The organism is Paenibacillus allorhizoplanae, assembly GCF_927798215.1.
GTDB classification, from domain to species: domain Bacteria; phylum Bacillota; class Bacilli; order Paenibacillales; family NBRC-103111; genus Paenibacillus_E; species Paenibacillus_E allorhizoplanae.
The window spans coordinates 368,186-381,479 of the sequence record NZ_CAKMMW010000003.1 but is presented as its reverse complement, the minus strand read 5'-3'; the positions used below and the strand labels follow the sequence as shown (position 1 = coordinate 381,479).

The 13,294-nt window shown below is 45.6% G+C and carries 10 protein-coding genes; 8 read left to right on the top strand and 2 right to left on the bottom strand.

The features are described from left to right. Positions 1-3: 3 nt before the first annotated feature. Complete coding sequence (locus tag L6I86_RS07820) at positions 4-1,431, top strand: NAD-dependent malic enzyme (protein ID WP_236286001.1); 1,428 nt, start codon at positions 4-6, stop codon at positions 1,429-1,431. Between the two features lie 48 nt (positions 1,432-1,479). Next, positions 1,480-1,734 (top strand): HPr family phosphocarrier protein, encoded by a 255-nt coding sequence (locus L6I86_RS07815; RefSeq protein WP_236286000.1) that lies wholly within the window; start codon positions 1,480-1,482, stop codon positions 1,732-1,734. A gap of 335 nt (positions 1,735-2,069) precedes the next feature. Here the strand turns inward: L6I86_RS07815 and L6I86_RS07810 are convergent, their stop codons facing one another. Together L6I86_RS07810 and L6I86_RS07805 are read right to left on the bottom strand one after the other, a co-directional pair. Next, a complete protein-coding gene (locus L6I86_RS07810; RefSeq protein WP_236285999.1) occupies positions 2,070-2,831 on the bottom strand; it encodes a YheC/YheD family protein in 762 nt (253 codons plus the stop codon). 183 nt (positions 2,832-3,014) lie between these two features. Next, positions 3,015-3,968, bottom strand: a complete 954-nt coding sequence (locus tag L6I86_RS07805; protein WP_236285998.1) for a helix-turn-helix transcriptional regulator — start codon at positions 3,966-3,968, stop codon at positions 3,015-3,017. Between the two features lie 208 nt (positions 3,969-4,176). On the opposite strand from L6I86_RS07805, the gene modA reads away from it, so the two are divergent. The 6 genes from modA to L6I86_RS07775 all read left to right on the top strand — a co-directional run bounded on the left by modA (position 4,177) and on the right by L6I86_RS07775 (position 13,239). Continuing rightward, a complete protein-coding gene (gene modA / locus L6I86_RS07800; protein WP_236285997.1) occupies positions 4,177-5,028 on the top strand; it encodes a molybdate ABC transporter substrate-binding protein in 852 nt (283 codons plus the stop codon). Positions 5,029-5,039: 11 nt separating this feature from the next. Next, positions 5,040-5,702, top strand: coding sequence for a molybdate ABC transporter permease subunit (gene modB, locus L6I86_RS07795; protein WP_236286346.1), 663 nt, complete (start codon positions 5,040-5,042; stop codon positions 5,700-5,702). A gap of 233 nt (positions 5,703-5,935) precedes the next feature. Next, on the top strand, positions 5,936-8,935 hold the full coding sequence (locus L6I86_RS07790) for a chondroitinase family polysaccharide lyase (protein ID WP_236285996.1): 3,000 nt from the start codon (positions 5,936-5,938) through the stop codon (positions 8,933-8,935). Between the two features lie 44 nt (positions 8,936-8,979). Beyond that, a complete protein-coding gene (locus tag L6I86_RS07785; RefSeq protein ID WP_236285995.1) occupies positions 8,980-11,208 on the top strand; it encodes a helix-turn-helix domain-containing protein in 2,229 nt (742 codons plus the stop codon). 222 nt (positions 11,209-11,430) lie between these two features. Next, on the top strand, positions 11,431-12,342 hold the full coding sequence (locus tag L6I86_RS07780; protein WP_236285994.1) for an ABC transporter permease: 912 nt from the start codon (positions 11,431-11,433) through the stop codon (positions 12,340-12,342). 12 nt (positions 12,343-12,354) lie between these two features. Beyond that, complete coding sequence (locus tag L6I86_RS07775; protein WP_236285993.1) at positions 12,355-13,239, top strand: carbohydrate ABC transporter permease; 885 nt, start codon at positions 12,355-12,357, stop codon at positions 13,237-13,239. Positions 13,240-13,294: the final 55 nt, after the last annotated feature.

Here is a 13,294-nt window from a genome sequence, read left to right as displayed (position 1 = left end):
AATATGAAAAATACGATGGCTGGCAAAAGTATTATTTTGCGTCTGGAATTGTTAACAGAGCAAATCCATTTCGGTCAATTAATTACGGTAATTACCGAAAATGGCGGGGATGTTATCGCGATTGACGTTATTCAAACCGGTGCGAATTGGACGGTTCGAGACATTACCGTATCCGCTTCCGAACAGTCCCAGTTGGACAGTATTGTCGCTAGGATGAAGGATCTCGCTGGTGTACGGCTGGTTCACGTGTCGGATCGCACATTCCTGCTTCATCTCGGCGGCAAAATTGAGATGAAGCCCAAATCACCAATTCAGAACAGGGATGATCTTTCCCGCGTGTACACGCCGGATGTAGCCAGGGTCTGTATGGCTATCCATGAAGATGAGACTAACGCTTATAAGCTGACGATCAAGCGAAATACGGTCGCTGTTGTTTCCGACGGCAGTGCCGTGCTCGGACTTGGAAACATCGGACCCTATGCGGCGATGCCTGTCATGGAAGGCAAGGCGATGTTGTTCAAGCAGTTTGCTGATGTCGATGCTTTTCCAATTTGTTTAAGCACGCAAAGTACCGAAGAAATCATCGCGACCATCAAGCATTTGGCACCAGGTTTCGGCGGTATTAATCTGGAGGATATATCCTCTCCACGATGTTTTGAAATTGAAGAACGGCTGCGGAATGAACTGGACATCCCCGTATTCCATGACGACCAACATGGTACAGCTGTGGTCTTATACGCAGGGCTCATCAATGCGTTGAAAGTAGTTGGCAAGCAGATTAATGAAGCGAAAGTTGTCGTCTGCGGTATTGGTGCAGCGGGAATGGCTTGCTCCAACATTTTGCTGGCTGCAGGCGTGAAGGAACTGATCGGGGTTGACCGAGAAGGTGCGTTGGTACGTACGAAAGAGTACGCCAACCCGCATTGGACGGAATACGCGGAGCGGACGAACCCTAACCTGCGCTCAGGTAATCTTCATGACGTTATCGAAGGAGCAGATGTGTTCATCGGACTCTCCGCAGGAGGCTTACTGAAGCGGGGGGATGTTGAGCGAATGGCGGCTAAACCCGTAGTGTTCGTGATGGCGAACCCAACGCCGGAAATTCATCCCGATGAAATCGAAGATATCGTGGGTGTCGTTGCTACGGGGCGTTCGGATTTCCCGAATCAGATTAACAATGTACTGTGCTTCCCAGGTATATTCCGTGCGGCCTTGGACTGCCAAGCCTCTACGATCAACGAAGAAATGAAGCTGGCCGCTTCCGCCGCGATTGCGTCGGTTGTCACACAGCAGGAATTGAACAAGTTATATATCATTCCAAGTGTATTTAATCAAGAAGTAGTTAGACGGATTCGTGAAGCCGTCATCCGTGCGGCTATTCAAACAGGGACAGCGCGACGGATACCGCGTGAGTTTCGACAGGCGGAATAGTCCTACCGAAACGGATACCAACGATGGAACTAAAGTGGAGGGATTCGTATGGGTGGTTTGGAAACAAAAGCCATTGTAGAAATCAATCAAGCGGCGAATCAGTTTCAATCCAGTATTGTCATTCAGGTGGGTACGAGGTTTATTGATGTGAAAAGCATTCTGGGTTTGAGCGTTACGCTATTCAACAATCAAGCGTACAAGCTTGATATTCATGGACCTGATGAAAAGGAAGCCATTGAGGTCATGAAGAGGATTTTTGAGAAGCATGACCTAAAGTTAGATCGTGGGCAGACATATAATTAGAGGATTTTAAACATAGTAATCTATGAAACTAGCCCTCGCATCTATGAATCATATGAATATCATATATTAACTCAATTGAAAGGAGTTGATATATGATGCTTTTGGTCAACCAGTTTTATGGCATAGTTTATAGAAATGCTAATGGAACAACCACCGTTTTTAATGCGCGCGTCGTGGCAAGAGGGTTAACTAGAATAAGAATTAAATTCATGAACGCGAGAGGTTTTATCGTGTTTAGATTTCTTTTCATTCGCCAAATTCTTAGATTTGTCTTAATTTAATAGCAATAGTAAAACACTCCAATTCCATGTTTACAAGGATTGGAGTGTTTTACATTACTTACGTCGCAGACGTAAGAACCGTCCGTTTGCTCGCGCGTAATGCAGAGCTTTGAAGAACATCTTTTTATCATGTAATTGGTTGAAAATAAAGGGATCCGGTGATGTATTAACTTCTATTACCCATGGTTTCAATTTTCTATCGATGCCAATGTCGATACCAATCTCTTTGAATCCCGGATAACTCGTCTGATAATGCTTAGCAATTCGATACCCTAATTTTCGCAGGCTATGGATATAATCCTTTTTCTTCTGTCCATTTACATAGGAACTAAGCAGCAATTCTAAGGGTAACGGCTTCCCGCTATTATGAAAGTTTGTCACTATTTTCTTGGGATGCGCGACACGACCGATATAACCAGTAGTTTCCCAAGTTTTCATCTGGTTTTTTTGCACCATAATACGTATATCGAATATTCGCTTGTGATGAGTTAGAAGATGAATGCCTTGTTGAACTAGGTAAGATCGTTTTAACTTGGCTTTATTCAGAGCAGCGAATAAGCTTTGAAACGTTCCAAATGACTTAGCAACTTTACCGGCTTGAAAGTGGTATTTATCACTTTTCACCACTCGAATAATGCCATTCCCAGCAGTACCATGGTCGGGCTTCACATAAACCATCTTATGTTTGATTAACATCTGGAGCAGGTTGGTCCGACTGTAGATCCTTGTTTCCGGAACAAATTTGCGAAGTTCTTTATTGCGTAAAAGAACTTTCGTTTTTACCCATTTACTGCCTACTGTTCTAGCACGACTCATTGTCAACACAGCACCTTTACTTGGGAATTGGCTTGGATCATACCAATTATCATATTCGAAAAAAGGTTGAGTGACTTGGAGTTGAGTCTAGTAGGAAATTAATTTCTTTGACTAGCAAAGCTCAGAGTTATGAAAGATTTATTGCCGCGCATTATCATGCCTATTGTTGTTCATGTAGCTAAGTTAAGTCTCGAATAAAATGCGTCCTGTCTGCGATAAATCATATCCTTGGATAGGACGCAGCTCTTTATGGAAGGATTCCGATTGCAAGATTTGCTTTACGCGTTCAATCCAAGCAAGATTTTCTGGTTTTTTTAGCATGACAAGATCATAACGCTCTTGAATAAGCGGGATGAATTCAACGCCGTTAACCATAGAGGCTACTTTCTCTATACCCACACCGAAATCAGCTTCACCTGTAGCAACTTTACCAGCCACGCCTAAGTGATTCGATTCTTCCTGCTCATAACCATGTAGCCGTTGTTTTGGAATTCCATGAAGTCGGAGTTGTTCATCTAACAGAACACGTGCACCGGAACCTTTTTCACGATTAACCAATCGAAGTCCAGGCTTTTTGAGATCAGCCCAACTATGTAATTGTTTAGGATTTCCCGGTTGAACATATAGACCGGCCGATCGTGACAAGAGATTCATAACAATGTACGAAGAACCAATCAGTAATTTTCGGATATAAGGAAGGTTATACTCACCGGTGTCTCCATCCAGCAGATGCGTGCTGACAATATCGGACTCGCCCTTGTACATAGAGATTAGACTATCCATACTACCAACATACGAACGAAGCGGTCTGTAATGGGCTACATTTCTTTCGATATGTTTAGCTAAAATGTCCAAGCTAACATCTTGTCCAGTTATTACAAGAGAGTGATTGGAAGATGAAACGGCTTGGAAAGAATGATGAGTAACGGGTTCGACATACTCACTTTTAATCGTAGAAACCATACCATCTTTTGCACGTGTTTTATAGGCTTCAAGATCTGATGCATCCACACGCATTTGCTTGCCAACACGATAAGCGGGTAGATCGCCTTTTTTTATTAAATCATAAACAGTTAGTTTAGATATTTTCAAAAGTTTAGATATTTCTTCCGTTGTATAGGACATGTCAGTTGTCATTGTAAACCTCCATAAGCTTGTCTTCTAAAAAAGTAGCGTAGATTTACTCCTGCATCCGTACGGAACCACCATCATCTATCATAAGCTGATAAATAGGGTATTTCAATCCTGTTGTTTACTAATTAATTCTGTTTTTATATAATGATCAGAGATTATATTATTCTATTTATAATCAAATAGATATAAATTTAATCTTGGAGGGGACGTAATGTTAAGTTTAAGAAGGTTTAGTTATGTTTTATCTTGTTTTGTTGTTGCGGCCATGATCATCACAGGTTGCTCCAGCCAAAAGGAACAACCCGCTGTAAGTACAACACCAACACAGGCAACTGTAGCACCTACAGCAACACCAGTGCCGACCGAGAAAGTAGAGCTAACTATATCGGCAGCTGCAAGCTTAACCGATGCATTTAAAGAAATTCAAACCAACTACGAGACCAAAAACAAACAAATTAAACTCAACTTTAACTTCGGAGCTTCCGGGGCACTGCAACAGCAAATCGAACAAGGGGCACCCGCGGACTTATTCTTCTCGGCAGCAACCAAAAATATGAAGACGCTAGTCGACAAGCAATTGATCGATACGGCACAGCAAAAAAACTTGCTAATCAATGAATTAGTCGTTGTAGTTCCAGTGGATGGCAAGGTTGCCATTCAAAAAGCAGAGGATTTAACGAATGAAAATATTAAACATTTAGCAGTTGGGGAACCGCAAATCGTTCCAGCTGGCAGCTACGCCAAAGAGGCATTGACTAATGCGAAACTTTGGGACTCGCTTCAAGCTAAAATCGTACAGGGCAAGGATGTTCGCCAAGTACTTACCTACGTTGAGTCTAGCAATGCAGAAGCTGGTTTTGTTTATAAAACGGATGCGCTGACTTCCAAAAGTGTCAAAGTAGCATTCAGTGTTGATCCAAAATCGTACACACCGATTGAATACCCTGCTGGTATTGTGAAAGCAACAAAACACAGTAAAGAAACGGCTGACTTTTACGCTTATCTTCAAACGAAAGAAGCACAAGATGTCTTCGTCAAATACGGATTTTCTATTCCAAAATGAGGTGAGATCAGATTAATTGGACAGAATTTGTTTTTCCTATCCTACTTTCGTTTAAGGTATCCGTGGTATCCAGCATCTTCGTTCTGTTCATAGGAGGAATAGCAGCTTGGGGAATGTCGCGGCGTAAGTTTCGTGGGAAGACATTGCTTGAAACGGCCATTCTTCTGCCACTAGTACTCCCTCCAACAGTTGTAGGCTTTATCTTATTAGTCCTATTGGGCAAAAAGAGTTGGATTGGATACCTAATGGAGAGATTTTTTGATCAGTCTATTATATTTACATGGGGGGCTGCGGTGATCGCATCGATCGTGGTGGCTTTTCCATTAGTTTATCAAACGATGAAAACAGGGTTCTCACTAGTCAGCAAAGATTTGGAGGACTCGGGGAGATCAATTGGTGCAAATGAGTGGCAAGTTCTACGTTATATAACCTTGCCTTTGGCGTGGCGTTCTGTCACGGCAGCTTACATTCTTGGATTTGCTAGAGGACTGGGAGAATTCGGTGCCACACTTATGATTGCGGGCAACATCCCTCACAAAACCCAAACTTTGCCTACCGCCATCTATATCGCTGTTGAATCTGGTAATCAAACTCTTGCATGGTGCTGGGCAGCAGCCATCATAGTCATCTCATTCGGACTCATGTTTATCGCAAACCATAGAGCTAGGAATTAATAATTAATGAAGTTGGGTTTGCCTCGCATCTCCTACGGGAAATTTATTATGAAGTAATTCGACGTTCACTCAATTGAGTGAACTTTTTTTTGCAGATTACTACTGATATGTATCGTGTTCAGATTTCGCATATGCGTGGAGGGAAACCGCCGATTTACAAGCGGGTAGGCGCTGTTCTACACTTTCTTATAAATCACTTTGACAGATTAGGTGTAGAAGAGGGGGAAAGACGAATGACTATTTTCAGTTTTGAAAGCGGTATCCCAGTTTGTTTTACTTGTGACAGGCATTCTCGCTTGTCCATTACGAATCAATACTACAAGGATGGCAACGCTAGCTTGCAGTGGGATTATACAGAAAATTCATCCGTGATCGTCACGGAGTCGATAGGATATCGTCCGTTTCAGGAAGGAACGAAGGATCAGGCGCGCGACTCGTTTACGATCTGGATCTATAACGCTGCTGCGGTAGAGGGCGAACTTGTATTCGAGTTCGGGCGCAGTGGAGCCGTGGATTGCTCCTTTCAATTTGGGTTGAATTTCCGTGGTTGGCGAACCGCTTGGGTTGCTTATGAACGGGATATGACAGGTTGCCCTCATCCAGATATGGATACGGTTACAATCCGTATGCCAATGGGCATACAGCCAGGTACGTTGTTCATCGATCAGATGATGCTGAACACGCCGATCGATCCTAGGTTTCATACTAGGGATTTTCAGGTGCCGTTGGTAAATCTTCGCGCTGATGTATCTGCAAACGCACACTGGCTTGCGTTATATGCGTTTGAACAGTTAGCCCCGAAGCATGCGATCCCTTCAGCGGTTATACAGGAAGATCAAGATGCCTTTGGGCTGATGAACGAGCGGTTCGAGGCGCTCTTCTTCAAGGAACGGCGTGTGTCGAAGGAGGAGATCACGTTGCTTCAGCGGCGTTTCGCCGAGTATGGGATCGCGCGCAAAGGTGGAATTCTCACAGGCCGTCCGATCGAGCTGTTCTTCGATCATTATCCGCCTTTGCTAAAGGAGGAGCTTAAACGCCTTTCCAACGGTGTACAGCTGAGCGAGATTACACAGTTCCTGCTGGAAACGGCGATCTGTTTCCGGTCGTGCGAAGAGGAGGAACAACAAGCTCATCTGCAGGCAATGTTTATAACCGTATTGGACTATATGGAGGATCAAGGGTGGACGTACGGTAGCTCGCAAGGAACCGTCCATCATTTTGGCTATAACTTCCGTGATTATTATCCTGCCGTCTTTCTTATGAGAGCTGATCTTAAAGAGGCAGGAATCCTGGAGCGAACACAGCGGACTATGCGTTGGTACAGCGGCGTGGGCCGCACGCATACGCCACTTGCAGAAGTAGAAGGCAACATCGACATCTACAACACGACGCTGCACGGGATGCTTGCTTCCTTACTGATCATGGACGACACTCCTGAAAAAGTACGGGACCTGAAAGCGTTCTGCGATTGGCTCTCCCAGTCGTTGTTGCCTGCTCCGGGTTTGCGTGCAGCGTATAAAATCGACGGGTCTGCTTATCACCATGTCAATCATTACCCAGCCTATGCAGTAGGCGGCTTTCAAGGCGTGACGCCGATGATGTACGTATTGAAAGGTACCCCGTTCCGTGTCAGCCGAGAAGCACATGAGACGATACGAAAGGCCCTCCTCTCTATGCGGTTGTACAGCAACAAGCGGGAATGGCTGATCTCGCTTTCTGCCCGTCATCCGACAGGTAAGTGGGCGCTCGATCCGGAGCCTTTTGCTTTTTTAGCGGAGAGTGGCACGCCTGATGGTCGCAGTGAGGTAGATACAGAAGTAGCTGCAGCTTATCTGCGTCTGCTTGACCCAGATGAGCGAACGGAAGCGGCACATCGCTTTGAAGCAATGGGCATCATAGCGGAGCCAGATCCGAACGGTCACTGGACGATGAACTACGCTGCCCTAGCCATTCACCGACGTGGTTCCTGGCTTGCCGGCATGCGCGGGCATAGCCGCTATTTGTGGGCGAACGAAACGTATGTGAACGCGAATCTGTACGGCCGCTACATCTCCCACGGTCATCTCCAGATTATGAGCCGTGGCGAGCCAGTCAATCATCAAGCCAGCGGTTATCAGCAAGATGGCTGGGATTGGAACCGGTGGCCGGGGACGACCACGGTACATAAGCCGCTGGAGGAGCTCCGCGCCAGCGTCTGCAATGTAGATACCTTCAGCGGCTTCGAGGAAATGCTTCTTTCGGATGAAACCTTTGCAGGCGGGCTTCATTTGGAAGGACACAACGGGATGTTTGCTATGAAACTGCATGAGCATCCCAAATATGAAGGGAGTCATCGAGCGCGCAAGTCGGCGTTTTTCTTCAATAATCGCATTATTTGCTTGGGTTCAGGTATCGAAAACGACAATACAGCCAACAGGACAGAAACGACCCTGTTTCAGAATCATTTGCCTATCAGGGAAGATCCGCTCTGGATTGACGAAGCAGGGCCGATTTATGATTTCCCTTATTTCCAAAAAAAGCAATTGGACAATCCTACATGGATATTGGACAATAAAGGAAACGGGTATTATATTCCAGCCGGACAGACGATTTCTGTCTCGAAAGCAACACAACATTCCAAGCATCAATCGACAGATGTCGATACACAAGGGGATTTTGCTGCAGCATGGTTGGATCATGGGACTTCACCGACTGAGGGCAGCTACGCGTACGCGATTCTGGTTGATACGGACTGCGGACAAGTTAAGCGCTTTTATGAGCAGATGGAGCATCCGGATTCAGCGCCATATAAGGTGCTGCGTCAGGAACGATCAGCGCATGTGGTGTTTGATGCAGAGAGCTGTACAACCGCATACGCGCTGTTCGAAGCGGACGATTGTCTCGGAATCGGGTACGTGACGGCAGTTGATACGCCAGCAATGGTCATGATTCGCGAGGAAAGTGGAACCTTGACGATGAGTGCGGTCGATCCGGATCTTCGTTTATATGAGGAAATCGAAAAGGATCAATACGATAGGAACGGGATTCAGAAAGAAGTCAGTGTCTATTCACGCAAGTGGGTGCATGCGAAAAGCATTGCGCATCCGATGCGAATTACGCTCAAAGGACAGTGGATGCTTTCGTCGCCTGAACAGGGAGTTCAAGTTTTTGCAGGTGAGGGGGATTGCAGTGTCGTTGAGCTAATCTGCCAAGATGGGATGCCAAAGGAGCTTGTTTTGGTTCCAATCGTGTAATCACTTAGAAATGCTCAAATACAAATCGAAATGGAGGCGAAAAGATGAAAGCGGCGATTAACCAACTACCGGTCTTTTATCGTTATCTTTTTTCCTACATGGCGTTATTTTTGCTCCCGCTGCTTGTATTAGGGGTGACCGGTTACCATCAGTTGGTTCATATCGTCGGGGATGATGTGGAACGCAACAATCAGGCGCTTCTTCAAGATCTGCAGGATGGGATGGATCAGAAGATGATCCTATTGAATCGAATTGCAGGTCAACTAGAGAGTGTTTCCGAGCTATCGCCTTATGTGCTGACGCATGATTACTACAATGTCTATCAGGGGAAAAAGGTGCTGGAAAGCAAGGTTGTTGACGAAAGCGTTCGGGAAGTTGCTTTGCATATTCGGGGGACTGATTTTCTGCTTTCATCGACAAGCATCTATAAGGTCAATTCCTTCATTGATGAATTTTATCAGTATAAACAGTGGACCTCAGCGCAGTTTAACGATGACTTGAACCGTTTGACAACCCCGCAGCTAAGGCCAGCGGAGGACGTTAGCATTTCAGGGCTGCCTAATCAGCGGCTAGTTACCTACATTGTGCCGATTCCGATTAACAGCTTGCATCCTTACGGCACAGTTTTGTTCATCTTGAAGGAAAACGAATTGCTCAAAAGCTTGCCGGTGGCAGGGGGCAATGCTATTGTTTTCGACAGGGAAGGGCGCGTCTTAGCGGCTCAAACGCCTACTGACTACTTGCACGATCCCGGCTTCTTCGGCAAAATTGTGAACGGCAAAGCCAAATATCAGGATGTTACAATTCAGCATATTACCTATGCAGCCTCTTACAAGAAATCGGACAAGAGTGGGTTTACTTACGTCACGATGCTTCCTAAGTCTACCCTGGTGGCCCCCATTAACCGAGCGATTTGGCAATGGGGAAGCTGGATGGCTGCTATTTTCCTTGCAGGCTGCGTGCTCGTCTATGTGCTCATGATTTTTAACTATAATCCGGTTAAAAGACTTGCTGCGCTTGTGGAGACGATACGGGGCCAGTCACTCCGTAGAGCGAACGTATTTGAGATGATCGGTAACGTTATTCATGATATGGCGGATTCGAACCGAAGCCTGGGGCTGAAGCTGGAAGCCAACCGTTCCGCCGTTATGGAGCACCTGCTTGCCAGTATACTGAAGGGGGAATTTACTTCTGTCGAAGCGTTAAATGAACAGGGGAAAGAGATTGGCTTCCTGCTCCCTTACTCGGAAACAGCCGTGTTAATGTTGGAATTTCCTGCTTCTTTTGTGCCTATGAAAGGTAGACTGCATGAAGAGGTGGATGCTTGGTTCGGAGGGCAAATTGTCGGGTATCGCAAAGAAAGTCTCGAAGAACGACGGATGCTGTTTATTATATCATCAGCCTGTTCGCCGGAAGCTTGGAGAGAATGGCTGAATCAAATGCACGAACATCTGACAGCCGTTTTCCAAGCGCCCATCACGATGGGGGTGGGTAATCGTTATGCTGAGGTTGTGCAAGCGGGCCGTTCTTATCTGGAGGCTTCAACTGCCATTGATTATAAACTGATCAAAGGCAATCAGCGGGTCATTTTCTTTGATGAGCTGCTCGTATATGACCATGCGGACCTATTAAGTCCCAGAAGAGTGCTGGAGGATTTGGAAATCGTGCTGCAGCACGGAAACGCAGGCCGAGTCGCGGAAACCGTCCATCAAATCGGCATGCGGATGAAACAGAGTGGACTTACGTTGTTTGTTGCTAGAGAGCTTTGTTACGATATGATTCGTAAGTTTATTGCCTACGCGGATAAACGCAATTCAGGCGGGGCAACCACCAGCTTTCCCGACGTGCTGACGCTGACTGAGTATATGACATTGGATGAAATCGTGGATCTTCTGACGACCGCCTGTGCAACCTACTGTGATTTGCTTGAATCGAAGAAGCCGGCAAATCCATCCGCATTGATCCAGCAAATCACGCAGTACATATCACGGCACTGTGGGGAATATGACTTTTCTGTGCAGAGGATCGCCGAGCATTTCTCGTTATCCTTATCGTATTTGAGCAGATATTTCAAGGAACAGACGGGTAGGACCATCATGGACTATATGAACGAAGTTCGAATTGATCACGCCAAACGACTGCTTAAGGCAGAGGATTACTCCGTAAAAGATATTGTTCAGCAAATTGGCTATAGTGATGTCTCCAGCTTTATTCGCAAGTTTAAACAGACAGTTGGTGTCACACCGGGTGAGTATCGGAAACAGCATCGATGATGACATGTTCATCAAACGCCCCTTCTTTGAAGAGGCGTTTTTTGCTATTCCGTATTGAAATTGGCATATAGACAAGTTAAAAATGACTTATTCTTGGCCAAATCAGGCCAATATCAAGAATGGCATAGTCCATGTAGCGATCTCACTTATATACGGACGGTCTAAAAGGATGATACAAATGAGACATGAAGAGCTGATAGCTAGCGGAGGTGAAAGAACAACATGACACAACAACAAATGTTTAAGCGTATCATCCGTAACTATGATTTATATCTACTGCTTTTGCCCACGCTGGCCTATTTTATTATTTTCCACTATCTCCCGATGTACGGGCTTCAAATTGCTTTCAAAAATTTCAACCCAGTGAAAGGCATCGTGGGAAGTGCGTGGGTAGGATTCGATAACTTCGAGCGATTTTTTGAATCGTACCAGCTTGTTACCATTATTCGGAATACGCTAGGTATTTCTATTTATGAACTGCTGGTCGCGTTTCCGGCACCAATCATTCTGGCATTGATGATCAATCAGCTAACGAGCGAAAGATTCAAACGTTTTGTGCAAACGGTTACGTATGCTCCCCATTTCATTTCTACGGTAGTCGTAGTCGGCATCGTATATCTGCTGCTTTCACCGAAAACAGGAGCGGTCAACAGTCTCCTCGGTATGGCAGGCATCAAACCGATCTTCTTCATGGGAAGTGCCGAATGGTTTAAGACCGTTTTCGTCTTCTCTGGCGTATGGCAAAGCGTTGGATGGGGGACGATTATATACCTGGCAGCCCTAACTGCGGTCAATCCGGATCTGCATGAAGCAGCAACCGTTGATGGTGCATCCAAGCTGCAGCGTGTCTACCACGTGGATATTCCATCCATCATGCCGACGGTTATCATTATGCTAATCATGAATATGGGCCATATGATGAGCGTTGGATTTGAGAAAGTGTATCTGATGCAAAACCAGCTCAACATTGACTCGTCGGAGACTATTCAGACGTATGTCTATAAAGCCGGACTTGTGCAGGGGCAGTATAGCTACTCCGCAGCCATAGGGCTGTTCAATACCGTGATTAACTTTATACTGCTGATCAGCGTTAACAAAATTGCGAAATCGTTAAAACAAACTAGCTTGTGGTAAGGGGGAGAACCGATGAAACTAGCGAGAACAAGAGCGGATCTCCTGTTTGATATTTGCAACTATACGCTCATCTCTATTCTGGTGCTGTTAGTTTTGTATCCGCTTTATTTTGTCTTGACCGCGTCTGTTACAGATCCTGACCTGGTTTATTCCGGGAAGTTGCTATTCTTTCCTGAACATATAACCTGGGACGGCTACAAACGGCTGCTTGCCGAGTCCTCCATCTGGCTTGGCTTCAGTAATTCGCTCTGGTATACACTCACGGGAACGGCGATTAACGTCGTGCTCACGATCACCGCAGGGTACGTGCTGTCCCGCTCGGATCTAATTGGTAGAAATGTGTTTATGTTCTTGCTTGTATTTACGATGTTCTTTGGCGGCGGACTTATTCCCAGTTATTTGCTTGTCAAAGAGCTGCACATGCTGGATACGACTTGGGCGATGATCATTCCGAATGCAGTTTCGGTCTTCAATGTAATTATTGTAAGGACGTTTTTTCAAACCAACATACCGGGGGAATTACTCGAGTCAGCTCAAATGGACGGGTGTTCCAATCTCAAATTTTTCTGGAAAATTGCCATTCCACTTGCACTGCCGATCGTAGCGGTGATCGTTCTCTTCTACGCCGTAGGGCACTGGAATTCGTACTTCCAAGCACTCATTTATTTGAAAAGCAACGACAAGCAGCCGCTGCAAATCATATTACGGAATATCTTGATTATGAATGAGGGCTCTGATATGCAGGGGATGCTCGATGGTTCGCAGGAGCAGCAGAAACGGATGGAGCTGATGAAATACGGTATTATTATCATATCCAGCTTGCCCGTTATGATTTTGTACCCGTTCCTGCAGCGGTATTTCGTCAAAGGCACATTGGTCGGTTCAGTCAAAGGGTAATCGCGATTTCTTCGCTTACTATAGGCAGGGTAATCTCTATATCAGAAAGGGGAAA